Annotated in this window: 24 protein-coding genes; 13 read left to right on the forward strand and 11 right to left on the reverse strand. The window is 75.0% G+C overall.

All coding sequences use genetic code 11. The features are described from left to right. Window positions 1–55: 55 nt before the first annotated feature. The 5 genes from ACLQ20_RS14005 to ACLQ20_RS14025 all read left to right on the forward strand — a co-directional run bounded on the left by ACLQ20_RS14005 (window position 56) and on the right by ACLQ20_RS14025 (window position 6,477). On the forward strand, window positions 56–976 hold the full coding sequence (locus ACLQ20_RS14005; protein WP_327028430.1) for a dihydrodipicolinate synthase family protein: 921 nt from the start codon (window positions 56–58) through the stop codon (window positions 974–976). Then, window positions 973–2,160: an NAD(P)/FAD-dependent oxidoreductase gene (locus ACLQ20_RS14010; RefSeq protein WP_151457003.1), complete on the forward strand. Its 1,188-nt coding sequence runs from the start codon at window positions 973–975 to the stop codon at window positions 2,158–2,160. Before ACLQ20_RS14005 ends, ACLQ20_RS14010 begins: the two co-directional genes overlap by 4 nt. Continuing rightward, on the forward strand, window positions 2,153–2,464 hold the full coding sequence (locus tag ACLQ20_RS14015; protein WP_425855839.1) for a (2Fe-2S)-binding protein: 312 nt from the start codon (window positions 2,153–2,155) through the stop codon (window positions 2,462–2,464). Before ACLQ20_RS14010 ends, ACLQ20_RS14015 begins: the two co-directional genes overlap by 8 nt. Beyond that, a complete protein-coding gene (locus ACLQ20_RS14020) occupies window positions 2,461–3,927 on the forward strand; it encodes an NAD(P)/FAD-dependent oxidoreductase (protein ID WP_425855841.1) in 1,467 nt (488 codons plus the stop codon). Before ACLQ20_RS14015 ends, ACLQ20_RS14020 begins: the two co-directional genes overlap by 4 nt. A gap of 366 nt (window positions 3,928–4,293) precedes the next feature. Next, the gene (locus ACLQ20_RS14025) at window positions 4,294–6,477 is read left to right on the forward strand and encodes a N,N-dimethylformamidase beta subunit family domain-containing protein (protein ID WP_425855843.1); all 2,184 of its coding nucleotides are present in this window, start codon (window positions 4,294–4,296) and stop codon (window positions 6,475–6,477) included. A 6-nt stretch (window positions 6,478–6,483) separates the two neighbouring features. Here the strand turns inward: ACLQ20_RS14025 and ACLQ20_RS14030 are convergent, their stop codons facing one another. The 5 genes from ACLQ20_RS14030 to ACLQ20_RS14050 form a co-directional block, all read right to left on the reverse strand. Beyond that, window positions 6,484–7,587 (reverse strand): magnesium and cobalt transport protein CorA, encoded by a 1,104-nt coding sequence (locus ACLQ20_RS14030; RefSeq protein ID WP_425855846.1) that lies wholly within the window; start codon window positions 7,585–7,587, stop codon window positions 6,484–6,486. A 64-nt stretch (window positions 7,588–7,651) separates the two neighbouring features. Continuing rightward, a complete protein-coding gene (locus ACLQ20_RS14035) occupies window positions 7,652–8,272 on the reverse strand; it encodes a class F sortase (RefSeq protein WP_425855849.1) in 621 nt (206 codons plus the stop codon). Window positions 8,273–8,385: 113 nt separating this feature from the next. After that, window positions 8,386–8,874, reverse strand: a complete 489-nt coding sequence (locus tag ACLQ20_RS14040) for a hypothetical protein (protein ID WP_132239627.1) — start codon at window positions 8,872–8,874, stop codon at window positions 8,386–8,388. A 409-nt stretch (window positions 8,875–9,283) separates the two neighbouring features. After that, window positions 9,284–10,123, reverse strand: a complete 840-nt coding sequence (locus ACLQ20_RS14045; protein WP_327028425.1) for an ArsR/SmtB family transcription factor — start codon at window positions 10,121–10,123, stop codon at window positions 9,284–9,286. Window positions 10,124–10,233: 110 nt separating this feature from the next. Then, a complete protein-coding gene (locus ACLQ20_RS14050) occupies window positions 10,234–10,464 on the reverse strand; it encodes a hypothetical protein (protein ID WP_425855852.1) in 231 nt (76 codons plus the stop codon). Window positions 10,465–10,505: 41 nt separating this feature from the next. Here ACLQ20_RS14050 and ACLQ20_RS14055 point away from each other — a divergent pair, with 41 nt between their 5' ends. Further along, entirely contained in the window at window positions 10,506–10,793 is a 288-nt protein-coding gene (locus tag ACLQ20_RS14055; protein WP_327028423.1) for a winged helix-turn-helix transcriptional regulator, read from the forward strand. 55 nt (window positions 10,794–10,848) lie between these two features. Beyond that, window positions 10,849–11,385, forward strand: coding sequence for a GNAT family N-acetyltransferase (locus ACLQ20_RS14060; RefSeq protein ID WP_151457043.1), 537 nt, complete (start codon window positions 10,849–10,851; stop codon window positions 11,383–11,385). Between the two features lie 67 nt (window positions 11,386–11,452). Here the strand turns inward: ACLQ20_RS14060 and ACLQ20_RS14065 are convergent, their stop codons facing one another. Continuing rightward, window positions 11,453–12,280 carry an inositol monophosphatase family protein gene (locus ACLQ20_RS14065; protein ID WP_425855855.1) on the reverse strand — a complete coding sequence of 276 codons (828 nt, stop codon included), beginning with the start codon at window positions 12,278–12,280 and terminating at the stop codon, window positions 11,453–11,455. A 47-nt stretch (window positions 12,281–12,327) separates the two neighbouring features. Further along, on the reverse strand, window positions 12,328–13,437 hold the full coding sequence (locus ACLQ20_RS14070) for a serpin family protein (protein WP_425855856.1): 1,110 nt from the start codon (window positions 13,435–13,437) through the stop codon (window positions 12,328–12,330). Between the two features lie 143 nt (window positions 13,438–13,580). On the opposite strand from ACLQ20_RS14070, the gene ACLQ20_RS14075 reads away from it, so the two are divergent. Continuing rightward, window positions 13,581–14,834: a lycopene cyclase family protein gene (locus ACLQ20_RS14075; protein ID WP_327028419.1), complete on the forward strand. Its 1,254-nt coding sequence runs from the start codon at window positions 13,581–13,583 to the stop codon at window positions 14,832–14,834. 98 nt (window positions 14,835–14,932) lie between these two features. Beyond that, complete coding sequence (gene rnhA / locus ACLQ20_RS14080) at window positions 14,933–15,412, forward strand: ribonuclease HI (RefSeq protein ID WP_132239639.1); 480 nt, start codon at window positions 14,933–14,935, stop codon at window positions 15,410–15,412. A 29-nt stretch (window positions 15,413–15,441) separates the two neighbouring features. Here rnhA and ACLQ20_RS14085 read toward each other — a convergent pair whose 3' ends face one another. From ACLQ20_RS14085 to ACLQ20_RS14100, 4 genes are all read right to left on the reverse strand, one after another. Continuing rightward, complete coding sequence (locus ACLQ20_RS14085) at window positions 15,442–15,672, reverse strand: hypothetical protein (protein WP_121398427.1); 231 nt, start codon at window positions 15,670–15,672, stop codon at window positions 15,442–15,444. Window positions 15,673–15,769: 97 nt separating this feature from the next. Further along, window positions 15,770–16,006 (reverse strand): preprotein translocase YidC, encoded by a 237-nt coding sequence (locus ACLQ20_RS14090; RefSeq protein ID WP_151457037.1) that lies wholly within the window; start codon window positions 16,004–16,006, stop codon window positions 15,770–15,772. Window positions 16,007–16,336: 330 nt separating this feature from the next. After that, on the reverse strand, window positions 16,337–17,236 hold the full coding sequence (locus ACLQ20_RS14095; protein ID WP_425855859.1) for a pentapeptide repeat-containing protein: 900 nt from the start codon (window positions 17,234–17,236) through the stop codon (window positions 16,337–16,339). Between the two features lie 158 nt (window positions 17,237–17,394). Next, the gene (locus tag ACLQ20_RS14100; RefSeq protein ID WP_327028417.1) at window positions 17,395–18,207 is read right to left on the reverse strand and encodes an SDR family oxidoreductase; all 813 of its coding nucleotides are present in this window, start codon (window positions 18,205–18,207) and stop codon (window positions 17,395–17,397) included. Between the two features lie 170 nt (window positions 18,208–18,377). Between ACLQ20_RS14100 and ACLQ20_RS14105 the strand changes: the two genes are divergently transcribed. The 4 genes from ACLQ20_RS14105 to ACLQ20_RS14120 are packed head-to-tail and all read left to right on the forward strand — an operon-like array spanning window position 18,378 to window position 24,425. Continuing rightward, window positions 18,378–21,170 carry an exo-alpha-sialidase gene (locus tag ACLQ20_RS14105; RefSeq protein ID WP_425855861.1) on the forward strand — a complete coding sequence of 931 codons (2,793 nt, stop codon included), beginning with the start codon at window positions 18,378–18,380 and terminating at the stop codon, window positions 21,168–21,170. A gap of 26 nt (window positions 21,171–21,196) precedes the next feature. Beyond that, window positions 21,197–22,051: a carbohydrate ABC transporter permease gene (locus ACLQ20_RS14110; protein ID WP_425855862.1), complete on the forward strand. Its 855-nt coding sequence runs from the start codon at window positions 21,197–21,199 to the stop codon at window positions 22,049–22,051. 2 nt (window positions 22,052–22,053) lie between these two features. Further along, a complete protein-coding gene (locus tag ACLQ20_RS14115) occupies window positions 22,054–23,388 on the forward strand; it encodes an ABC transporter substrate-binding protein (protein ID WP_425855863.1) in 1,335 nt (444 codons plus the stop codon). Further along, window positions 23,385–24,425, forward strand: coding sequence for an ABC transporter ATP-binding protein (locus ACLQ20_RS14120; protein ID WP_425855866.1), 1,041 nt, complete (start codon window positions 23,385–23,387; stop codon window positions 24,423–24,425). Before ACLQ20_RS14115 ends, ACLQ20_RS14120 begins: the two co-directional genes overlap by 4 nt. The last annotated feature ends 9 nt before the right edge of the window (window positions 24,426–24,434 follow it).

The following is a 24,434-nucleotide window of genomic DNA, read 5'->3' on the forward strand; positions in this document are numbered from 1 at the left end:
CGGCCCGCGTACGCGCACGTGGGCGGTACGACGCCGCCCGTCGAAAGGACCCGCAGTGGACCGTGACAGCGTCGACTGGTTCGGCTACCTCCCGGCCGTCACCACCCCGTTCACCGCCACGGGCGAGCTGGACCTCGCCGCCTGGCGCGGGCAACTGGACTGGCTCGCCGCCGAGCGACTGCACGGGGTGATCGTCGGCGGCACCACGGGCGAGTGGTTCAGTCTCAGTGAACAGGAGCGGGCCGAGCTGTTCCGGACGGCCGCCGAGCGGGTCGGCGACCGGCTCACCGTGCTCGGCGGCTGCAACGCGTACACGCCGGCGGAGGCCATCCGGCACGCCGAGGCCGCCCGCGCCGCCGGCCTGCACGGCATCCTGCTCACCCCGCCGCCGTACGTGGTGCCCACCCGCGCCGAGGTCGTGGCGTTCTACCGGGCCGTCTCCGAGGCCGTCGACATCCCGCTCTGCGTCTACAACTGGCCCCGCGGCACCGGCGTCGACCTGGACGCCGACCTGCTGCTGGAGCTGAGCGCGCTGGACACCGTGGTGGCGGTCAAGAACTCCACCCCCGACTTCGGCGGCTTCGTCCGGAGCCTGGTGGCCCTGCGGCACCGGGTGCGCTACTTCGGCATCCCCACCAACGAGGTGGGCATCGAGCTGATGACCACGATCGGCGGCGACGGGCTGATGGGCGCCGGCGCCGTGCTCGGCGCCGACCACCCCGACTTCTTCCGCGCGCTGCGCGCCGGGGACCTCGACCGGGCCCGGGTCCTCGGCGCCCGCGACCGCGTGATCATGGAGGACTGGTTCGGGCCCGACTACGGCGCCCGGTTCGGCAACGCCCAGGCGATCATGAAGTACGCGCTCACCCTGCGCGGCGTGCCGGCCGGGCACGTCCGTGCGCCGCTGCTCCCGCTGACCCCCGCCGAACAGGACCGCGTCCGGGCCACCATGAGCCAGCTCGACCTGCTCCCGTGACTGCGTACGACACGGCGGTCATCGGCGGCGGCCTGCTCGGCTGCGCGACCGCCTGGCACCTGGCTCGCGCCGGCAACCGCGTCCTGCTCGTCGAGAAGGACCAGGTCAACCGGCACGCCTCCGGGCAGAACGCGGGCAGCCTGCACTTCCAGCTGGAGTTCCGGATGGTCGAGCACGGCGACGACGCGGCCCGCGCGGCGGCCCGCGCGCTTCCGCTGCACCTGGACGCCGTGCGGGCCTGGGCGACCATCGAGGACGAGCTCGGCGAGCGGTGCGGGGTGTCCCGCACCGGCGGATTGATGCTCGCCGAGACCCCGGCGGAGATCGCCGTGCTGGACCGCAAGGCGGCCCTCGAACGCGAGTACGGCCTCGACGTCGCCGTGCTCTCCGGCCCGGAGCTGCGCCGGTTCGCGCCGTACCTGGCCGACACCGTGCTCGCCGCTGGCCACGTGCCCGGCGAGGGCAAGGCCAACCCGCGGCTGGTCACCCCGGCGCTGGCCCGGGCCGCCGGCCGCCACGGTGCCGTGCTGCGCACCGGCTGCCGGGTCACCGGGCTGCACCGGCGCGGCCGGCACTGGGAACTGCGCACCGGGGCCGGCCCGGGAGACACCGCCGGGGAGACCCACCTGGCCGACACGGTCGTGCTCGCCGGCGGCGTGTGGACCGCCGAGCTGGCCGCGATGGCCGACGTCCGGCTGCCGGTCTTCCCGGTCGGGCTGACGATGAGCGCGACCGCCCGCAGCCGGCCGTTCCTGCCGCACCTGATCCAGCACGTCGGCCGGCGGCTGTCGATGAAGCAGACCGAGGACGGCAACGTGCTGATCGGCGGCGGCTGGCCGGCCAAGCTGGTCAGCCGCGCCGGACAGGTCGACCTGGAGACCAACCCGGAGCTGCGCTACGAGTCGCTGGTCGGCAACGCCGACGCCGCCCGGGTGGTCCCGGCGGTGTGGGACCTGCCGGTGATCCGGACGTGGACGGGCATGACCACGCTCACCCCGGACCACCTGCCGCTGCTCGGCGCGGTGCCGCGCCGGCCGGGGCTGTACGTCGCCACCGGCGGCTCGGCCTTCACCCTCGGCCTCACCTACGCCCGGCTCCTCGCCGCCATGGTCGTCACCGGCGAGCCCGACCGTGCGATCGAGGACTACTCACCCGCCCGCTTCGGAGCGCTGAACTTTGTCTGAACACCGCCCGCCGCAGCCCGCCGAGGCGCCGAGGCGTACCGCGATGGGCCGGCCCGAGCCGGTCACCATCGAGGTGGACGGGCGGCCGGTGCCCGCCCACCCGGGCGAGTCCCTGGCCACCGCGCTGCTGGCCGCCGGGGAGCGGGCCGTCGGCGCCACGCGCGGCGGCGCCCGCCGGGGGCCCTACTGCAACATGGGGATCTGCTTCGAGTGCGTCGTCACGGTGGACGACGTGCCCTGCCAGCGGTCCTGCCTGATCCGGGTACGGGCCGGCATGCGGGTCCGCACGGCGGTGCCCCGGTGAGCGCGCCCGACGTGGTGGTGGTCGGCGCCGGCCCGGCCGGGCTGGCCGCCGCCGCCACCCTCGGCCGGCACGGCGCCGCCGTCACCGTCGTCGACGAGCAGGAGCAGCCGGGCGGGCAGATCTACCGCCGGCCGCCGGCCGGGTTCACCCCGCCGGCCGCACCGTCCTCCGCCGGTCGGGCCCTGCTCGCCGAGGCCACCGCCGCGCCCGGCGTCCGGTGGCTCGCCGACACCACGGTGTGGGGCGTCCTCGGCACCCGCGCCGGCCTCGACGGGTACGCCGGCGACCAGCCCGCGCCGGGGCGCTACCGGGTCGCCACGCACGGCCCGGCCGGGGTCCGCCTGCTCGAACCCCGGGCGGTGCTGCTCACCGCCGGCGCGTACGACCTGCCGGTGCCGTTTCCCGGCTGGACGCTGCCCGGCGTGCTCACGGCGGGCGGTGTGCAGACGTTCGTCAAGGCGCAGGGCCTGCTGCCGGGTGGCCGGTTCGTGCTGGCCGGGGGCCACCCGCTGCTGCTGGTGGTGGCCGCCCAGCTGGTGCGCGCCGGTGCCCGGGTGGTCGAGGTCGCGCTGGTCCAACGCCGCCGCGACCTGCTGCCCGGTCCGGCCGGGCTGGCCGCCGTGGCGGGCGCGGGCGGCAAGATCGCCGAGGGCGTGGGGGCGCTGCGCGTGCTGCGCCGGGCGGGGGTGCCGGTCCGGTTCGCCACGGTCGTCCGCCGCGCCGACGGCGACCCGGACCTGAGCGCGGTGACCCTCGCCGAGGTCGGCCCCACGGGGCAGCCGGTGCCCGGGACCGACCGGGAGGTGCCCTGCGACGTGCTGGCGCTGGGCTACGGCTTCGTCCCCTCCGTCGAGCTGGCCCGGCAGGCCGGCTGCGCGGTGACCTGGGACTCGCCCGCGGGCGGTTGGGTGGTCGGGCACGACGAGTGGTTGCGTACCTCGGTGCCCGGGATCGCGGTGGCCGGCGAGCTGACCGGCGTCGCGGGTGCCGAGCAGGCGGCGGTCGAGGGCCGGCTGGCCGCCCTGGGCGTGCTGCGCGACCTGGGGCTGCTCGATGAGCGTCGGGCCGCCGCGCTGGCCGACCCGGTGCGCCGGGAGCTGCGCCGCCGGCGACGTTTCGTCACCCGGGTGCTCGACCGCTTCGCGCCGGACCGGGCGGCCCTGGGCAGCCTGGTCACCGACGACACCGTGCTCTGCCGCTGCGAGGAGGTGCGGGCCGGTGACGTGCGCCGGGCGCTGGCGGCCAACCCGCACCTGGGCACCGCGAACGCGGTCAAGCTGGTGACCCGCGCCGGGATGGGCCTGTGTCAGGGCCGGTCCTGCCAGCCGGGCCTCTGCCAGTTCATCTGCACGCTGACCGGCCGGGGGCCGGAGGAGGTCGGGGCGTTCACCGCGCAGGCGCCGGTCAAGCCCGTCCCCCTGCGCGCCCTCGCGGTCGGCGACGCGCTGCCCGACACGCCCTGACCGCCGCGCCGCCCGGCGCGCTCTGACCAACGCGCTCTGACGAACGCGCTGCCCGGCGTGCCCGGACCGACGCGTCAAGCCGGCCGACGCTCTGACCGACACGCCGCCCCGCACGCCCGGACCGACGCGTCAAGCCGGCCGCCGCTGATCAGGTTGCCGCCGGGAGGCGCCGGGCCCGGCGCCTCGATCGACAACAGTCAATCGCCTTCCGTCAATCGCTTGATCGGCGGGATCGGCGCGGGCCGGCCGGTCGGAGGTGCTCGCGGATCATCCGATTTCCCCGCTCAGGGCGCTTGGCGGGGCCACGCCGGCGCCGTCGGCTTCGTAGGTTGCCCAGCACATCCGCCTCGCCGGAGAGGGGTCGCCATGGGAAACGTGCCGGGCCTGGGGGGCGTACCGCGCCGACGGCTGCTCCGCGACGGCGCCGTCATCGCCGCCTCCGTGCCGCCGCTGCTGCTGGCGGGCTCGTCCGGCGCGTCGGCCGCCGTGCCCCAGTACGACCCGCAGCAACGGTTCATCCGCCTGGTCGGCGGCGGGTACGGCGTCATCTTCGCGATCCAGGCCGACGGCGCGCTGTACTGGTACCGGCACACGGGCTGGCAGACCGGCGCGTTCACGTGGGCGAGCGGTTCGGGCCGCCGGATCGGCTCCGGCTGGCACCAGTTCCGGGCGGTCTTCGGCGGGCTCGACGGCTCGCTCTACGCCGTACGCGGCGACGGCACCGTCCACTACTACCGCTACCGGCTGACCAACTCGACGACCGGCGCCGGCACCTGGATCAGCGGCGGGCAGATCGGCGCCGGATTCGAGCGCTATCCCCGGCTGTGCGGGTTTCACGGCGCGTTCTACGGACAGAACGCCGCGGGCGACCTCTTCCTGCACCAGTACGACCTGGTCAGCAAGACGTGGACGGTCCAGGGGGCGCGTATCGGTGGCGGCTTCACCGGCGCCGTGTTGCAGGCGGACACCTCCGGGGTCCTCTACGCCTACCACTACGGCGACATCCGCTGGCACCGGCACCTCGGCGGCGGCGCCTGGGCGTCGGGCTCGGGCCTGCGGATCGGCTCCGGCTTCCGCAACTTCTTCCTCAACGACGGGGTGTGGTGCACCGGCCAGGGGGCGCTGTACGCGATCCCGCCGGACGCGGCCACCGCCCGGCAGAGCGGCGCGCTCACGCAGTACCGGTTGACGAACCACACCACCGCCGGCCCCGACGGGCGGGCCGCCTGGATGAACAGCGGCACCGGCAAGCGGGTCGGCTCCGGCTGGACGGTGCAGACGCAGGCCGCCCTCCAGGGCTACGCCAACACGCCGAGCGTGGCGCAGGGCGAGGTGGCGCGTTTCGCGGTGTCCACCGGGTTCCCGTCGCTCACCGCGTCGATGGTCCGGCTGGCACCCAACCCCGGCGCCCCCGTGGTCGTCTCGCCGCCGCTGCCCGTCACCGGCGGGGTGCAGTCGCTTCCGGTGGGGTTCCTCGGCGTCGGCTGCGGCTGGTCGGACCGGTTGCAGTTCCGGGTCCCCGCCGACTGGCAGCCCGGCCTCTACGCCGCCCGGCTGGAGGGCCCGAACGGGCTGCACCGGTACGTGCCGTTCCTCGTGCGGCCGACCCGCCCCACCAACAGGATCGCGGTGCTGCTGCCCACCTTCACCTACAACGCCTACAACAGCTGGGGCGGGCACAGCCAGTACTGCCCGGACACCACGGGCCGGCGACCCCTCTCCGTACGTCGGCCGTCGACGGAGCTGAACGTCGACGACCCCGGGATCCGGGACCACACCCTCTACTCGGATCTCCTGCTGACCCGCTGGATGTCCCGGCAGGGGCTCGCCTTCGACGTCTACGAGGACGCCGACCTGCACGGCTCCAACGGCTGGCTCACCAACTACCGGGTGCTCGTGCTGGGCAGCCATCCCGAGTACTGGTCCGACACGATGCGGCAGCGGCTGGTCAACTTCCAGGCCGGCGGCGGCCGGCTGATCTACCCGGGCGGCAACGGCCTGTACGAGCGGGTGCAGGTCGACTCCGGTCGTACGGTGGTCACCTACCGCCGGTCGGACGGCAGGCGGGACATCTACACGGAGCTGGGCCTGCCCGCCTCGCAACTGCTCGGCACCAACTACGTCGACGCCGGCACGTACGCGCCGTACCAGGTGCTGCGTGACCACCCGCTGCTGGCCGGCACCGGCCTGGTGGTCGGCAGCAGGTTCGGCCGCACGGGTTACAACGGCGCCGCCAGCGGCTGGGAGACCGACGGGCTGCGCGGGCTGGCCGGCGAGGCGTCCCCGGCGCAGGTCATCGCCCGGGGCGAGAACCCCGGGGGCCAGGGCGCCGCGATGGTCTTCCTGGAGCGGCCCAACGGCGCCCTGGTCTTCAGCGCGTCCTCGATCTCGTTCGTCGGCGCCCTGGCGGACGATCCGGCGATGTCGACCCTGTTGCGCAACGTCTTCGACCGGATGCTGGCGTCGGCCCCGGCGGTCCGGGCCACCGAGGTCCCGATGCCGCGTACCAGCCCCGCGCCCGCGATCCCGGAGCCGTCCACGATGGAGTAGCGGCGCTCAGAGCCAACCCGAGCGGCGGAAGAGGCGGTGCAGGGCGAACGCGGTCAGCGCCATCAGGCCGAGCGCGGTGGGGTAGCCGTAGCGCCAGTGCAGCTCCGGCATGTTGGCGAAGTTCATGCCGTAGATGCCGGCGATGCCGGTCTGGGTGGCGGCGATGGCGGCCCACGCGGCGATCTTGCGCATGTCGTTGTTCTGCTCCACCGCGAGCTGCGCCAACCGGGACTGCACGATCGAGGTCAGCAGGTCGTCGTAGGCGGCGACCCGGTCCACCGCCCGGGTCAGCCGGGCGTCCACGTCGACGAACCATCGGTGCAGGCCGCGCGGCGGGTTGTCGGGCCGCTGGTCGAGCAGGGAGCGCAGCGGCGCCTGGAGGGGCTGCACCGCCCGCTTGAACTCGACCACCTCCCGCTTGAGCTGGTAGATGTGCTGGATGTCGGCCGAGCGGTCGCGGGCGAACACCGCCTCCTCGACGCGTTCCAGGTCCCGCTCGACGTGCCCGGCGACCTCCAGGTAGAGGTCGACCATCCGGTCGCAGACCGCGTAGGCGACCGCCCACGGGCCCTGCGCGAGCACCGCGGGGCGCTGCTCGACGTCGGCGCGTACGCAGGTGAGCGCGCCCGCGGCGCCGTGCCGCACCGTGACGGCGAAGCGGTCGCCGACCAGCACCATCACGTCGCCGGTGTCGACCACCTCGGAGGTGTCGGTCAGCTCGGCGTGCTCGACGTAACGGGCGGTGCGCAGGACCAGCAGGGTGACGTCGCCCTCGCGGCGCACCGTGGGGCGGTGGCCGTCGGCGAGGGCCTGCTCGACGGTGAGGTCGTCGAGCCCGAAGGTGCGGCCGACGGCCGCCATCACCGCCGGATCGGGCTCGTGCAGACCCAGCCAGACGAAGGCGTCGCGGCCGCGACGGCTGCGGGCGTACGCGTCGGCGTAGTGCAGGCGGCCCGGCTCGCGCCGCCCGCCGACGTAGACGGCACAGTCGACCACGGCGTCGGGATTGGAGCGACGGGGCTCCGGCGCGCGCTGCCCGGGCAGCGGTCGGCCGAGCAGCCGGTCGAACACGGCCGACAGCCTGACCCGTTCCCTCGCCCGCCGAACCACCCGTCCCCCTCCGCCGCACCGGCATCCGCGCGGACACCGTACTCGGGTCGGGCGGGTCCGGGGGTCACGGCACCCGGGTGGCGAACACGATGACGTTGTCGACGTAGTTGCCGGTGTCCCGGTCGAACCGGCCGCCGCAGGTGATCAGCCGCAGGCCGGTCGCGTCGCTGGGCCCATAGACCAGGTCGGTGGGGAAGTGGTCCTTCGGGTACGACCCGACGCCGTCGACGGCGAAGGTGGCGACGCTGGCGTCGGCGCGGGTGATCCGCACGGTGTCGCCGGGCCGCAGCCGGCCGAGGTCGAAGAAGACGGCGGGGCCGGCGGCGGAGTCGACGTGCCCGACGAGCACGGCGTTGCCGGTCTCGCCTGGGCTGACACCGTGCCGGTACCAGCCGGCCAGGGTGGGCCGGTCCAGCGGCGGCACCTCCAGGTGCCCGTCGGCGTCGGCGCCCACCGGGACGATCCGTGCCCGTACGTCGATGGCCGGGATCCGCACGTCGACCGGCGCGGCCCGGTGCAGCGGCGGCACCGACGGCGCGGAGCGGGCCGGTGCGGGGGCGTGGGCGGCCTCCGGCCGGGGCGGACGGGGCGGGGTCGTCGCCAGCCCGGCGGCGACCAGGCCGAGCCCGGTCGTGGCGAGCAGGACGACGACCGTGGCCGCCCAGCCGGGCCTGCGCCAGGACACGATCCCACCTCCGTACGCGTGCGCCCGGGTGCCCGCTCCGGTGGGTTCACCGGTGCGGGCACCCGTTGCAGGGATGGACGACTTCCAGGAAGTGGACGGCACGGGGCCGTCGGTCAGAGCGTGGCCGCCGCCATGTGGCGCCGGCGGCGGGCCAGGACCAGGGCACCGCCCGCGGCGGAGCCGAGCAGGGCGCCGCCGGCCGCCAACGCGCCGGTCCCGTCGGTGCCGCCGCGCCCGCCGGCCTGGGCCCCGCCGATCGGGGTGACGGTGAACGTGGCGCTGCCGGCCGCGCTGCCGTCGCCGCAGGTCGCGGTCACGGTGTAGGTGCCCAGGGTGAAGCCGGCGGTGAAGAGTTCGGCGCTCAGCCCGCCGCCGGCCGCCGCGGTGGTGGACCGGACGTTCTGGTCGCGGTCGGGGCCGGTGACGCGGAAGATCGCGTCGCCGGACTTCGGGTTGCAGGTCGTCGCGGTGAGCACGACCGTCCCGCCGACCGGCGTGGTGGCCGGTGACACGACGGTGTCGGCCAGCGCCGCGCCGGGGAGCAGGAGCGTGCCGAGACCCACGCCGAGCGCCGCCGATACGAGAACTGTCTTTGCCTTCATACGCGTCTTCCCTCACTTTTCGTCCGCTGACTGCGTGGGACGTCGTTCGGGTGGCCAACTCCGTGACTAGCACCGGTGTGACCAACCCTAGGAGGGTTGGGACCCCGATCCGATGAAAATGAGAAATCCTCGTTGCCGTCACGTGTCCACCCGGGAGGCGGAGGGAGCAGCGGAAATGCCGGCACGGCCCACCCGCGAGGGTTGGCCGTGCCGATGTCACCGGGGGTCGTGCTGTCGCGGCTGGGCCGTCCCGGCCCCTCTCGTGAACGGTGCCCCGCGGCGGGCGCGTACGCGCCCGGCCCGCCGCGGTGGTCCGGTCCTGGCCGGTTTGCTCCGGGCAGGACGCGCCGCCGTTCCGGTCGCCCGGCAGTGGGTCCGCCGGTGCCGGCCGCGTGCCGCGACGAGGTGCTCAGCCCTGCGCGGTGGCGCTCTCGGGGCGCGGCTCGGGCAGCGGCTCCCCGGTCTCCAGCAGCGACTTGAGGCTGGCCAGCAGCTCCGGCCAGCCGCCACCGCCGTCGAGTTGACCGCTGACGGCCCGGTACATCTCGCTGCCCGGGGAGAAGTCCTCGTGGGTGACGGTCAACTTGACGAACTCGCCGTACGGGGCGATGTCGAAGGTGACCCGGGACCTCCGCTCGCCGAGCCGGGCCGCCAACTCCTCGTCGGACCAGCCGAAGTGCGCGGCGTGCTCCGGTTGGAAGCCGTGCCAGCTGTAGGAGAGCCGGCGGAACGGCTCGGCGACCAGGACGCGCTGGCCGAGGTCGCGGAACTCGCCGCCCGGCTCGTCCTGCCACAGCACGGGGGAGCCGACCCGCCAGTCGGAGCGCAGCGCGACGCCGCCCCAGTAGCGGCGGGTGAACGCCGGCTCGGTCAGCGCGGCCCAGAGCCTCTCGGGGGTGGTGTTGACGTAGGTGGTGTAGACGAAGGTGGGACTGTCCATCGGCTCCCGCTCCAGCGCTGTCCGTAGGTCGGCGAGTGCGCGCACCCGCTCGCGGTCGTAACGGTCGATCCATCGTTCGGCGACGGCGTTGATCGGGACGGGGTTGAGGTAGTGCAGCTTCTCCCGGCCGCGTCGCACGGTGGTCACCAGGTTGGCCGCCGAAAGCACCGCCAGGTGCTTGCTGACCGACTGCCGGGTCATGTCGAGCCCGGCGCACAGCTCGCGCAGGCTCTGCCCGTCGCGCCGGTTGAGGTCGTCGAGGAGCCGGCGCCGACTCGCGTCGGCCAGCGCCCGGAACACGTCGTCCACCCTGCCCACCTCGCACACGCAGCCGTCCGGCTGCCTGTCAGATTAGGCAACCGGACGACTGCATGTCCAGCATGTCGCCGCATCCATCCGTCAGGGGGCGGCGGGGGCGGTCAGGCCGGGCGACCGACGTCGTCGTGCAGCAGCCCCACCAGCGCGGAGAGGCCCTCCTTGCCGTGGCCCCGGGCGACCGCCTCGTCCAGCAGGTCACGTACCGGGCGCATCAGCCCGGCGTCGACCCCCAGGTCCCGGCAGGCTGCCAGCAGGTTGCCGAAGCTGGCGGCCTGCATCCCCAGGGAGGACCCGTCGGCGTCGTGCTCGCCCGACATGAACGGAACGGCCATGATGCCGCCGTCGACGTACCTGGCACCCCGCGATCGACGTCGTGGGCGGCAAGTGGAAGGCGCTGATCCTGTGGGAGCTGGACGGGGGCCCCCGCCGCTTCGCCGAGGTGCGCCGGGGGATCACCGGGATCAGCGAGAAGATGCTGATCCAGCAACTGCGCGAGATGGAGGCGTACGGCCTCGTGCACCGTGAGGTCTACCGGCAGGTCCCGCCCAAGGTGGAATACTCGCTGACCGACTTCGGCCGGTCCCTCAACGAGGCGCTGATGCCACTCGGCGACTGGGGCGAACGGAACATGGCGACCATCGGGGCCATCCCCCGGGACTGACCGGCCGGCGCGAATCCGCGTGCCCCGGCGGCTGCCCGGCGCATAGGGTCGCGCGGTGACGGAGATCAGGACCGAACGGCTGCTGCTGCGCGACTGGCGGGAGTCCGACCTCTCGCCGTGGGCCGCGATGAACGCCGATCCGGAGGTGCGCGAGCACCTCGGCCCGCTGCTCACCGCCGAGCAGGCCGCCGCCTCGGCGCGCTCGTTCCAGGCCGACCTCGACCGGCTCGGCTACGGCTTCTGGGCCGTCGAGGTCCGCGCCGGCGGCGCGTTCGTCGGCTTCGCCGGGCTGGACCGGGTCGACGAGGGTGTGCCGGTCACCGGCGTGGAGGCGGGCTGGCGGCTCGCCCGCTCCGCCTGGGGTCACGGCTACGCCACCGAGGCGGCCCGGGCCGTCCTGCGGTACGGCTTCGACACCGTCGGGCTGCCGGAGATCCTGGCCATCACCACCGCGACCAACCTGCGCTCGCAGGCGGTGATGCGTCGCCTGGGCATGACCACCGATCCGGCCGACGACTTCGACGACCCGGAGGTCGACTCCGGTCCGCTGCGCCGGCAGGTCGTCTACCGCAAGCGGGCCGGGGAGCGCTGAGCGTCGGGCGGCAGGCCCCGGTCGGCCGGCCGCTGATCACCAGCGCGTCGCTGGCCGGCGGCGCCGCTCAGGGCCGGGCCGCCGTTCGCTCCGGCGCCCCCCGGAACTGCCGGTCGACGACGGCCAGCAGGGCGGCGTGCGTCTCCGCGTCCGCCGCCACGATGAGACCGCCCACGCCGGTGTGCGGGGGCTGCCCCCGCAGCCCGGTCACCACGCACCCGGCCGCCTGACACAGGGCGATACCGCCGGCGAAGTGCACGCTGTCGCGGAGGTCCCCGTCGGTGACGTACGCGGCCCGTCGACCGGCGGCGACCCACGCGACGGCCAGCGTGGTGGAGAGCACCCGTGGCCCGAACCGCGCGGCGAACTCCGCGTCCGCGAGCATCCCGGTCGCCCGGAACGCGGGGGCGTTCGGGAACGGCGGGTCGAGGTTGACGTCCACCAGCCGGGAGCTGGCCGACGGCGCGAGGGGCTCGTCGACGCCGTCGCGACGGATCTGGGCCGCCCTGCCGTCCCCGAACCAGAACACCTCCCCGGCGAACGGGTCGGCGACCGCGGCGGCGGTGACCTCCGGACCGGTACGCAGCGCCACGTTCACCGCGACCAGCGGGGTGCGCGCCGCGTAGTTCAGCGTGCCGCACAGCGGGTCGACCAGCCAGGTCCGGTCGGCCGACCGGGAACCGGTGTGCCCGCTCTCCTCGCCCAGCACGGCGTCGTGCGGCCGGGCGCGGCGCAGCACGTCGAGGACGGCCCGCTCCGACTCGAGGTCGGCGGCGGTGGCGAAGTCACCGGGCGACTTGTCGAACCGTTCCAGCGGCCCGCCGAACCGGGCCCGGACGACAGCCGCGCCCGCCTCCGCCGCGACGATGGCCAGTTCCGGGTCGGTGAGGATCATGGCCGAACGGTAGCCGAGGCCGGCGGAATCGGCGGCGCGCCCGGTGCTCAGCCGCGAGGGTCGGGATCGGTCACCCAGCCGGCGAGCAGCACCAGCCCGGTGGGCCGGTGCACGGCGAGGAAGCCGAAGGGCCGGTCGACGTCGAAACGTACCCGCCGCCTGCGGGCGGTGAGCCGCGGGCGGGCGGAACCCGCCCGCGTGGCGACGGCGGTGACCACGGCGGCGCGGAAACCCGTCGCGCTGAAGGTGGCCGTGGCGTTCTGCCGCGCCTGCGAGACCGCCAGGAGCCGGGAGATGCCGGGGAAGTGGTCGCCGTCGCCGGCCGCGGTGGACAGGCCGAACAGCGCGGCCCGCTCCAGCAGGTCGTGGTCGGCGGAGGCGGTGAAGGCCACGGTGCGGACGAGCAGTTCCGGCCGGTCGTCGAGGGCGTCGACGACCTGCTCGTCGACGCCGGGGCCGGCGGCGATCGGCAGCGCGGCCGGCGCCTCGAGCGCGCCGACGGCGGCCGGCAGCACCTCCGCCGCCCCGTGCTGCGGCGCGCCCAGGGCGAGCACCACGTCGACGTCCTCGGCGCCCCGCACGGTCAGCAGGCTGAGCGGGCCGGCGGGGGTGTCGGCGGCCCGCAGCGCGTCGAGGTCGTAGCTCGTCCGGCTCAGCCCGGCGAGCCGGCGACCGTGCCACGGCCCGGCGGACGGCTGGCACCAGGCGTCGCGGAACGGCGCGGCCCACTCGGTGCGCAGCGACAGCGCGCTGGCCAGCACCATCGCGGTCGCCGGGGTGACCCGCACCGGCATCCGGGGGACCAGGCCGTCGGTGTGGGTCGCGGCCCACCCGTCGAGGGCCTGCTGGTCGTGCGCCGGATCGCCGGTCAGCTCCCCGCGCATGGCCGCCGGCACCTCCCGCACCCACCGGTCGGCCAGCGGCAGGTCCCGCCGCGCCCAGGCGGCGAGCGCGAGCCGGGTGGTGGGGGAGCGGTCCAGGTCGAACCGGGCCGGTTCCGGCGCGACCGCGAGCAGTTCGTCGCGGACCGGACCGGTCGCGTAGCGGGCGAGCAGCGCCAGCAGCGGATAGACGCCGGCGCCGGAGACGACCGTCTGCCCGGCGTCCACCGTGGACGCCCAACGGGCGGTGAGCGCGTTGGCGGCGGTGATGCTCATCGGCGGGCGTCCTCCCGGTTGCACGGTGGCCGTCGCCCGGGGGCGACCGCTGGCACCCTACCGCCGCCCGGCGACCGCCCGATGCCCCCGACCCGGGCCGGTCGGTGCCCGGGCGTCCGGGCTGGTGTGGCAGCGTGGGCGGCGTGAACACCTCCGCGCCGCTGGACGTCGACCTGGCGCTGGTCGGCGGCGGCGGCGCCGCGTCGCTGGTCCTCGCGGCCCTGGACCGGCACGGCGTGCGGGACCTCCGGGTCGCCGTCGTCGACCCCGTCCACCGTCGCGGCCAGGACCGGACCTGGGCCTTCTGGGACCGCCCCGGCAGCGACCTGGACCCGATGCTGGCCGCGAGCTGGGACCAGGTCGAGGTGGCGATGCCCGACGGCCGCCGCGTGCTCGACCTGGCCCCCCTGCGGTACGCCATGCTGCGCTCCGGCCCGGTCTACGCCCGGGCTGCCGAGGCCGAGCGGCGGCTGGGCGTGCGGCGGATCGTCGCGCCCGTCGACGCCCTGCACGACGACGGGGAGCACGTCACGGTATGCGCCGGCGGCGGCGACGGGCCGGCCGTCCGCGCGACCTGGGTGCTGGACTCCCGGCCCCGGCCGCCCCGGCGACCCGGGCGCACCAACTGGCTCCAGCACTTCCGGGGCTGGTGGCTGGAGTCCGCCGTGCCGGTCTTCGACCCGGCCCGCGCCGTCCTGATGGACTTCCGCACCCCGCAGCCCGCCCGGGGCGTGTCGTTCGGGTACGTCCTGCCGGTCAGCGACCGGTACGCCCTGGTGGAGTACACCGAGTTCGGCCCCGACCTGCTCACCGACGCCGGTTACGACGCGGCGCTGGCCGGCTACCGGGACCTGCTCGGCCTCGACCCGGCCCGGCTGCGGGTCCGGGAGGTGGAGAACGGGGTGATCCCGATGACCGACGGCCCGTTCGAGGCCCGGCCCTCGCCCCGGGTGGTCCGACTCGGCACGGCCGGCGGGGCCACCCGACCCTCCACCGGCTTCACGTTCTCCGCCATGCACCGCCAGGCCGAGCAGGTCGCCCGGGCCCTCGCGGCCGGCCGCCCGCCGGTGCCCGCTGCCGCGTACCCCCGTCGGCACCGCTGGATGGACGCGGTCGCGCTCCGGGCGCTGGACGCCGGCGGCGTCGGCGGGCCCGACTTCTTCGGCCGGCTCTTCGACCGCAATCCCGCCGAGCGGGTGCTGCGGTTCCTCGACGGCGCGACCACCCCGGCGGAGGAGGTGGCGCTGATGGGCACCACCCGGCTGCGGCCGATGGTCGCCGCCACCGCCAAGGACGCCGTGGCCCGGCTCCGCGACCGCGTCGACCCGACCCGGCGGGCGGCGACCTGGACGGTCCCGCGACCGGTGGTCGGCGACCGGGCCGACGCCGACGGCTGAGCCGCCTCAGGCGGCGCAGTGGAAGGTCGGGAAGGTCGTCCACGCCGCGCCGCCGCCCGACGGCGGGGGAGGCCGTGCGGATTCGGTAGGTTGCCGGCATGGTGGACGAGACGGCCGGCAGGGTCGTGCAGATCTGGACCGACGGGGCGTGCAGCGGCAACCCCGGCCCCGGCGGGTGGGGCGTGGTGCTGCGCTACGGCGCGCACGAGCGGGAACTGTGCGGCGGCGAGGCGACCCCGACCACCAACAACCGGATGGAGCTGATGGCGGCCATCCAGGCCCTGGAGAGCCTGACCCGGTCGGTCACCGTCGAGCTGCACACCGACAGCACGTACGTGCGCAACGGCATCACCAGCTGGCTGGCCTCGTGGAAGCGTAACGGCTGGCGGACCGCCGCGAAGCAGCCGGTCAAGAACGCCGACCTGTGGCAGCGGTTGGAGGCCGCGTGCGCCCGGCACGAGGTCACCTGGCTGTGGGTGAAGGGGCACAACGGCCACCCGGAGAACGAGCGCGCCGACGCGCTGGCCAACCGGGGCATGACCGAGGCCCGCGCGTCGGCGGTGCCCGCCGGCCGCTGATCGGACCGGCGGGCGGGCCGGCGCTCAGGTCACTCGGTGCGGCTCGGGTCGGTGGTGCCGGAGACGGCGTCCACGTCGTAGCCGGCGCGGCTGACCTCCCGGGCCGACCGCCGGTCCTCGGCGGGCAGGTCGGCGAAGTCGTCGCCGGTGTCGTCGGTGCTGCGCAGGGACTCGCCCGGCGGACGCAGCGACGCCTGCATGGCGGTGGCGCCGTCCGGCTCGTCGGTGGCGGCCCGGTCGGTACGGTTCTGATCGGTCATGCCGCTCTCCTGCCCCCGTGGCCTGCCCGCAAACGTGCCCCGCGGTGCTCAGCGAGCCGCGTCCGGGTGGCCTGCCCGCAAACGTGCTCCGCGGTGCTCAGCGAGCCGCGTCCGGGTGGCCCGGCATGCCGGAGCCGCCGCTGGAACTGCCCGACGCGCCGCCCGCCATGCCCGACCCGTCGTCCTCGGTGACGATGTCGGGCTTCGTCGTCGTGTCGTCCGGCGCCGGGACGTCGGTGTCTGCCTCGACCTGCACCAGCCGGGCCTGGCCGGCCTCGTCCTCGGCGTGCGCCGGATCGACCGGCAGCTCCCCGTCGCGCGCCCGATACCCCACCACTGCCTCCCCGTGCCGTCGCACCGCCGCGTTCCGCCGATGCCGTGTCCGCCCCCGGCTACCCGAAGCCCTCCACCCAAAACCCGCCCGCCTCCGACCCCCGCGCCGCGCCTCGTCTGCCCCGTCCCGCGCTGCCCGCCCGGCGGGGCGATCATGCAGTCGTGGTGCCCGTTATGGCCGGGTTGCCGCCGGTATGCGCAGCACCACAACTGCATGATCGCGAAGAGCGAGAGGTGGGGTGGGAGCACGGGCGGGAGGTGTCGGACCAGGGAGCCGGAGGGGTGAGGATGCAGGGGAAGAGCGGGGTGGGAGGGGAGGCGGGGGTGGGGGTCAACGGGGGCGTGGTGGGCGGGTGGTGCGGGCGGGGGAGCGGGGTGCGCGGGGCAGCGGGGTGAGCGACAGTGGTGACCAGTGCCCGGGTCGCGTCCGGGCGGGCGGCAGGGCGGTGTGCCGGTCGCCCCGGGCCGCGTCGAGCTGGGACTGGTGCAGGAACAGGGCACCGGAGAGGTCCGCGCCGCGCAGGTCGGCCCCGCGCAGGTCGGCGCCCGTGAGGTCGGCCAGGCCGAGGTCGACGCCGCGCAGGTCGGCGCCGATCAGCAGCGCCCCGCGCAGGTTCGCCCGGCGCAGGTCTGTCCGGCGCAGGTCGACGCCGAACAGGTGGGCGCCCCGCCGGTCCACGCCGGGCCGGCCGCCCCGGGCCCGGGCCGCGTCCCCGGCGCGGGACAGCAGCGGGTTGACCCGCCCCCGGTACGCGTCCACGTCGAGACCCAGCAGCGTGTCGGCGGGCTCCCGGGTCAGCCGCCCGGTCTCGTCGAGCGCGACGGACAACTCGTCGTGCAGCGACTGCGGCGGGCGCGTCGCGAGCGCCTCGGTCAGGTACCAGAGCAGCTCGTGCAGGGGTCGCATCACCGCGAACGTGTCGAACATGCGCGCTGCGGTCTCCGGCGCGTCGCGCCAGTCCCGCCCGCCGAAGGTGACCTGGGCCACCCGCTGCCCGGCGCCGAAGCAGTCGAAGACGGTGCAGCCGGGGAAGCCCCGGTCGCGCAGGTCGGCGTGGATGCCGCACCGCGAGTCGGCCCGCAGGTTGGGGCAGGGCTGCCCGGCGGGCTTGTCGATGGCGAAGTCGGCGGACGCGGCGAAGGCCGGCGCGACGCAGCAGAGCCCGAAGCACCGGGCGCAGTCGGCGCGCAGCCCGTCCGCCGGCGACGTCGCCCCGGGAGTTTCCGACACGCTGACCGTTCTCCTGCCGATCGGGGGACCCCGCCGGCGGCCTCGCGGGCGGAGGCTCCCATTGTCCCGCCGCCGCGACGGTCACCGGGCCCCGGGGTGCCGAGCTGTGCGCGCCCGGCGGGCGGGGCCGCGCCGGGGCGTCCCGGCGCGGCGGCGCCTCACCCCCGCACCGAGCGCCAGTCGTGCGACTCCAACGAGTTGGCCTGGGGGCCCATCATCAGCATGCCGCCGTCCACCGGCCAGGACGCGCCGGTGACGTACGCGGCGGCGGGCGAGGCGAGCAGCGCGACCACGGCGGCCACCTCCCGCGCGTCGCCGGGCCGCCCGACCGGCACCCCTGGACGCTCCTCGGTGAACGGGTCGACGTCCTCCTGACCGGTCATCGGGGTGGCGATCTCGCCCGGGGCGACCGCGTTGACGGTGATCCCGTCCGCCGCCAGCTCCTGCGCCATCACCTTCGTCAGCAGACCGAGCCCGCCCTTGGCGGCGCAGTACGCGGCCGAGCCGACCCGGGGCGCGTGCTCGTGCACGCTGGTGATGTTGACGATCCGTCCGCCCAGCCCCGCGGCCCGCATCCGCCGCGCCGCCCGCTGCCCGCACAGGAACGGCCCGTCGAGGTCGACGGAGAGCACCTCGCGCCACTGCTCCCAGCCGGTGTCGACGAAGGGCGTGGACGCCCCGGTGCCGGCGTTGTTGACGAGCACACCGAGACCGCCGAGCCGGTCGGCCAGCTCGTCGACGACCGCGTCGGCGCCCGGCAGCCGGGTCAGGTCCAGCTCGGCGACCTCGCAGCGCCGGCCGGCGGCGCGTACCTCGGCGGCGGTCCGCTCGGCGCCGTCGGCGTCGCGGTGCCAGGTGACGCCGACGTCGAAGCCGGCCTCCGCGAGGGCGACGGCGCAGGCCCGGCCGATGCCGGAGTCCGCGCCGGTGACGATGGCGATCCTCGGGTAGTTCTCGTAACGCGATGGCATGCCGGCGCACTACCCACTCCGCGCGGATGCAACCCCGCACTCGATCCCGTCGCTACCGGGGGTTGTCTGCGTCGATGCGCTCTGTCATTCTCCACCGTGGACGCTGCCAGCGGCGGTCGGCATTCCGGAGGGTCGCGCTGAGTGGCGCCGTCATCTGCCGGAGGGACCTCGTGAAGCGCAGACGTCGTCATCTGCTCGCAGGACTGGCGGTCGGTGCCCTGGTGGCGTCGACCGGTCTCATCGGAATCCACTTCGCCGGCGCCGAGGTGCCGACCCCCGTCGCGGCCGCCGGCGACGGGGAGATGCCGGGCGCGCTCGGCGCCCACATGGAACGGCTGCGCCAGGCCGTGCCGGGCAGCGACGGCATGTCGCCGGACGGGCCCGGCAACGCCGCGCAGCAGGAGTTCCTGGAGCGCGCGTACCCGGCCGACACGATCAGCATCGCCCAGGTCGACCGCTCCAAGTCGGCGTACGCCGCCGCCGAGCGGCGCACCGGCGGCACCCGAGGCTGGACGAACATCGGCCCCAGCGAGGCGCTCTACCCGTTCACCGAGTTCCGCAACGCCGGCAACTACGTGCCGAACGCGTACGTCGCGGGCGGGCGGGTCACCTCCATCGACATCGCCCCGGACTGCAACGCCCTGCTCTGCCGGGCGTACGTCACGCCGGCCGGCGGCGGCGTCTGGGGCACCCTGAACGTCCTCGCCGCCGAGCCGAAGTGGTTCTACCTGGGCGGGCCGCTCGGCATCAACGCGGCCGGCTCGGTCAAGATCGACCGCAACGACAGGACGGGGCTGACCATCTACGTCGGCACCGGCGAGGCCAACACCTGCGCCTCCGGCTGCGTCGCCGGCGTCGGGCTCTACAAGTCCACCAACGGCGGCGTCACCTGGAAGGGCCCGCTGGGCAAGGACGCCCTCGCCGGCAAGGGCATCGGCGAGATCACCGTCAAGCCCGGCGACCCGAAGACGCTCTACGTCGCCACCACCACCGCCCTGCGCGGCATGTCCGGCTCCTGCTGCACGGGCGTCACCCGGCCCGTGCCCGACGCCGCGAAGTGGGGCCTCTACAAGTCCACCGACGGCGGCGCGAACTGGAAGTTCATCCACAACGGCTCGGCCGACGCCACCCAGTGCACCGGCAGCGCCGCCGAATACGGCAACACCGCCACCTGCTCGCCGCGCGGCGTGCGCTACGTCAAGCTCGACCCGCGCGACGCGAACACCGTCTACGCCTCCTCGTACGCCCGGGGGGTCTGGCGCTCGACGGACGCCGGCGCCACCTGGACGCAGATCAAGCCCTCGCTCAACCCGGCGGTCTTCCAGACCCGGGCCGCGATCGACGTGACCGCCCTGCCGAACGGCAAGACCCGCATGTACGTCTACGAGGGCAACCTCGGCAACCCGTACTCGCGGCTGTTCCGCAGCGACGACGTGGCCGGCGGGGCCCCCGCGTTCGCCGACCTGAGCAGCGCCAACCCGGCCGACCCGGGCTACGCCACCTACAACCAGTGCACCGGCCAGTGCTGGTACGACGTGTTCGTGCACACCCCGGCCGGGCACCCGGACATCGTCTACACCGGCGGTTCGTACGTCTACGGCGAGACCGTCGCCCACAAGCGGGCCGTGGTGCTCTCCACCGACGCCGGCGTCAGCGGCACCGACATGACCTTCGACGGCACCGACGAGCTGCACCCCAACGGACTGCACCCCGACCAGCACGCCCTGGTCACCAACCCGCGCAACCCGTACCAGTTCTTCGAGGCCAACGACGGCGGCGTGATGCGCTCCAGCGGCCAGTTCGTGGACCGGTCGGCCTGGTGCGACAACCCGGACCGCAACCTGACCACGCAGGCGCAGAAGGACCGCTGCCGGCAGATGCTGTCGAAGATCCCGTCGAAGCTGGACGGCATCAACAAGGGCATGAACACGTTGCAGTTCATCAGTCTCTCGGCCAGCCCGCACGACCATCGGCTGCTCCAGGGTGGCACCCAGGACAACGGCACCTGGGAGAACAAGGGCGAGCGCCGGCGCTGGGTCAACACGATGATCGGTGACGGTGGCGCGTCCGGCTTCGACGTCGGCAGGCCGGAGTTCCGCTTCCACACCTTCTACGACGCCTCGCCCGAGGTGAACTTCGCCAACGGCGACGTGGGCAGCTGGATCTCGATCTCCGACCCGGTCTTCGGGCACCCGGGCACCCTGTTCTACGCCCCGGTGACCACCGACCCGAAGGTCAGCGGGACGATCTTCGCCGGCACCTCGCGCACCGTCTACCGGACGAAGACGTTCGGGCTGGGCGACCGCAGCCTGGCCGAGGCCGACCGGATCTGCAACACCTGGACCGGCACCTTCGAGGCGCAGTGCGGCGACTTCGCGCCGCTGGGCACGGTCAACCTGACCGACGCCGCGTGGGGCGACCGGGCCGGCGGGGCCGTCTCGGTCGTCGAGCGCGTCGCCTCCGACTCGTCCACGGCGTACGCGGCCACCAGCACCGGCCGGGTGTTCGTGTCCCGCAACGTCGACGCCGAGCCGGCGTCGGCGGTCACCTGGACGCGCATCGACACCGCCGCCACGCCGAACCGCTTCGTCACGAGCGTCCACGTCGACCCGGCCGACCCGGCGCGGGCGTGGGTCTCCTACAGCGGCTTCAACTCGAACACCCCGGCCACCCTCGGGCACGCGTTCGAGGTGCGGCTGGCGGGCGCGGGCGCGACCTGGACCGACCGGTCGTACGACTTCGGCGACCAGCCGATCACCGACCTGGTCCGCGACGACGTGACCGGCACCCTCTACGCGGCCACCGACTTCGGCGTGCTGCGGCTGGCCAAGGGCACCACGACCTGGGTGAAGGCGGCCCGGGGCATGCCGAACGTGGAGATCGCCGGGCTGACCGTCGTGCCGGGCAAGCGGGTGCTCTACGCCGCCTCGCACGGCCTCGGCGCCTGGCAGCTCACGCTCTGAGGCAGGAGACCATCGGCGACGACCCGGTGCGGGGCCGCGTGCGCGGCCCCGCACCGCTGCCCGGGGCGGCCGGCCGCGCCTGGCGGACCCTCGGCGCGGCCTTCGTCCTGCTCGTCTTCGTCCCGCCGTTGCTGCTGCTGTTCTCCGGTTCGCTCACCGAGCCGGGCCTGCCGCCGCCGCCCACCCCGCAGCTCGTGCCGGAGCCGGTCTCCACCACCGGCTGCCGGCAGGCCGTCGAGCTGGGCGGGCTGCTGCGCGCCTCGCTCAACTCGGTCCTGGTCGCGGTCGTCGCCGTGCCGCTGAGCGTGCTCGTCGCCTCCTTGGCGGGCTTCGCGCTGACCCGGATCGCCCCGCGCGCCACCGGCGTCGTCGTGGCGGCCTCCCTGGTGGCGCTGATGGTGCCGGCCACGGCGCTGCTCGTGCCCCGCTTCGCGATCTTCCGGATGCTCGGCCTGACCGACACCCTGGTGCCGCTGGTCGCCCCGGCGCTGCTGGGCACCTCGCCGCTCTACGTCCTGGTCTACCACCTGGCGTTCCGGGCGCTGCCGGCCGATCTCTACGACGCCTGCCTGGTGGCGGACCTGTCGCCGCTGCGCACCTGGTGGCGGGTCGCCCTGCCGCTGGTGCGTCCGGTCACCGCCGGCCTCACCGCGCTGACCTTCGTGCTCACCTGGTCGAACTTTCTCGACCCGCTGGTCTACGTCTACGACCGCGACCTGTTCACCCTGCCGCTGGCGCTGCGCTCCCTGTCGGTGCTGGACCCGACGAACTTCCCGGTGTTCCTGGCGGGCGCGGTGCTGGCCACGGTGCCGGCGCTGGCCGTCTTCGTGCTCGCCCAGCGGCGCTTCCTCCACCACGACGACCCGACGGGACAAGACTGACGATGCGACCGACGACGCGACCGAAAGCACTGCTCGCGCTGCTGCTCACCGCCGTGCTGGCCGCCACCGGGTGCGGCTCCGGCGCCGGGTCGTCCGCCGACGGGCCGGTGCGACTGCTGGTCTTCGGCGCCCCCGAGGAACTCGCCGCCTACCGCACCCTCGTCGAGGCGTACGAGAAGGCCCGTCCCGGCGCCGACGTGCAGCTCGTCGAGGCCAGCGACCGCAAGGACCTGCTGGCCCGGCTCGCCACCTCGGTGGCCGGCGGCGCCCCGCCCGATCTGTTCCTGATGAACTACCGCTTCTACGGCCAGTTCGCCGCCAAGGACGTCATCGAGCCGCTGGACGACCGGCTGGCCGCCTCCGCGGCCGTCGACCCCGCCGACTACTACCCGGTGGCCTGGAACGCCTTCCGGTGGCAGGGCCGGCAGCTCTGCCTGCCACAGAACGTCTCCAGCCTGGCCGTCTACTACAACCGCACCCTGTTCGCGAAGCACGGCGTGCCCGAGCCGAGGGCCGGCTGGACCTGGAACGACCTGGTCGCCACCGCGACCGCGATGACCCGCGACTCCCGGGGAGTGGTGGTCAAGGCCACCGAGAGCGAGGGCGCGGCGCTGCGCCCGGCCGTGCACGGCCTCGGCGTCGAGCCGTCGATCATCCGCCTCGCCCCGTTCGTCTGGTCGGGCGGCGGCGAGATCGTCGACGACCCGGCGAAACCGACCCGGCTGACCCTGGACACCCCGGCCGCCCGGGAGGCGCTGAAGAACCTCGTGGACCTGCGGCTGGCGTACGGGGTGGTGCCCACCGACGAGGAGGTGGAGGCCGAGGACGACGAGTCGCGCTTCGCCAACGGCCGGCTCGCCATGCTGATGAGTTCCCGCCGCTCCACCACCACGTTCCGCTCGATCACCGGCTTCGAGTGGGACGTCGCGCCGCTGCCCGTCTACCGGGAGCAGGTCGGGGTGCTGCACTCCGACGCGTACTGCATGACCCGGGGCGCGAAGCACAAGGACGCCGCGTGGCGGTTCCTGGAGTTCGCCATCGCCGAGGAGGGGCAGCGGATCATCGCGGCCACCGGCCGTACCGTCCCGTCGCACATCGGGGTGTCGCAGTCCCCGGCGTTCCTCGGCCCCGCCCAGCCGCCGCGCAGCGCGAAGGTCTTCCTCGACGCCATCCCCACCGTCCGGGCGTTGCCGACCGTCTCCACCTGGCCGGAGATCGAGGACGTCACCTACGGCATCCTGGAGAACGCCATGCACCGGGGCGACCGGCTCGACGACGTGATCCGCGACCTCGACCGGCAGACCCGGCCGATCTTCGCCCGCGGGGAGCACGGGTGAGCGATCCGGGCCTCTCCCTGACCGGCGTCTCGGCCGCGTACCGGGGGGCGACCGTGCTGCACGAGGTGGACCTGACCGCCGCCCGGGGCGAACTGCTGGTGGTGCTCGGCCCGTCGGGGGCCGGCAAGTCGACGGTGCTGCGGGTCGTCGCCGGCCTGGAGCCGGTCACCGCCGGCCGGATCCGCATCGCCGGCCGGGACGTCACCGCCGAGCGCCCGGGCCGGCGCAACGTGTCGATGGTCTTCCAGTCGTACGCGCTCTTCCCGCACCTGAGCGTCGCGGAGAACATCGCCTTCGGCCTGGAGGTACGCGACACGCCCCGCGCGGCGGCCCGGGAGCGGGCCCACGCGGCGGCCGAGACGGTCGGCTGCGCCGGGCTGCTGGACCGGCGGCCCGGGCAGCTCTCCGGCGGCGAACGGCAGCGGGTGGCGTTGGCCCGGGCGCTGGTCCGCGAGCCGGACGTGTTCCTGCTCGACGAGCCGCTGTCCAACCTCGACCAGGCGCTGCGGGTGCAGATGCGCGCCGAGCTGCGGGCCCTGCACGACCGGCTGGGCGCGACGATGGTGCACGTCACCCACGACCAGACCGAGGCGCTGGTGCTCGCCGACCGGATCGCCGTGCTGCGCGACGGGCGCATCGAGCAGGTCGGCACCCCCGACGAGATCTGGCGCACCCCGGCCACCACCTTCGTCGCCCGCTTCGTCGGTTCCCCCGCGATGAACCTGCTCCCGGCCGACGGTCCGCTGCGCCCCGACGGCGCCCCCGTCCCGGGGGCGGACCACGACGGGATGGAGCTCGGCTTCCGGCCCGAGGCGGTCGTCCTGGGCGCGACCGACGGGACGGACGCCACCGTCGACCGGGTCGAGGTGGTCGGCGAGGACGCGTACGCGTACCTGAGGCTCGCCGGCGGGCACCCCGTCGTCGCCCGGGTGCCCGCCGCCCGCCGGCCGGGTAGGGGCGCGCCGGTACGCGTCGGGGTGCGCTGGGCCGACGTGCACGTCTTCCACGCCGGCTCCGGCCGCCGGTACGCCCCGTGACGACGACCG

The organism is Micromonospora sp. DT46 (assembly GCF_049841735.1).
Taxonomy (GTDB): Bacteria; Actinomycetota; Actinomycetes; order Mycobacteriales; family Micromonosporaceae; genus Micromonospora; species Micromonospora reichwaldensis.

Coding starts and splice junctions, on each gene's coding strand:
- ACLQ20_RS14070 (WP_425855856.1), bottom strand. CDS start 13,437: ATGAGCATCACCGCCGCCAACGCGCTCACCGCCCGTTGGGCGTCCACG.
- ACLQ20_RS14025 (WP_425855843.1), top strand. CDS start 4,294: ATGGGAAACGTGCCGGGCCTGGGGGGCGTACCGCGCCGACGGCTGCTC.
- rnhA (WP_132239639.1), top strand. CDS start 14,933: ATGGTGGACGAGACGGCCGGCAGGGTCGTGCAGATCTGGACCGACGGG.
- ACLQ20_RS14115 (WP_425855863.1), top strand. CDS start 22,054: ATGCGACCGACGACGCGACCGAAAGCACTGCTCGCGCTGCTGCTCACC.
- ACLQ20_RS14100 (WP_327028417.1), bottom strand. CDS start 18,207: ATGCCATCGCGTTACGAGAACTACCCGAGGATCGCCATCGTCACCGGC.
- ACLQ20_RS14085 (WP_121398427.1), bottom strand. CDS start 15,672: ATGACCGATCAGAACCGTACCGACCGGGCCGCCACCGACGAGCCGGAC.
- ACLQ20_RS14050 (WP_425855852.1), bottom strand. CDS start 10,464: ATGGCCGTTCCGTTCATGTCGGGCGAGCACGACGCCGACGGGTCCTCC.
- ACLQ20_RS14065 (WP_425855855.1), bottom strand. CDS start 12,280: ATGATCCTCACCGACCCGGAACTGGCCATCGTCGCGGCGGAGGCGGGC.
- ACLQ20_RS14040 (WP_132239627.1), bottom strand. CDS start 8,874: ATGAAGGCAAAGACAGTTCTCGTATCGGCGGCGCTCGGCGTGGGTCTC.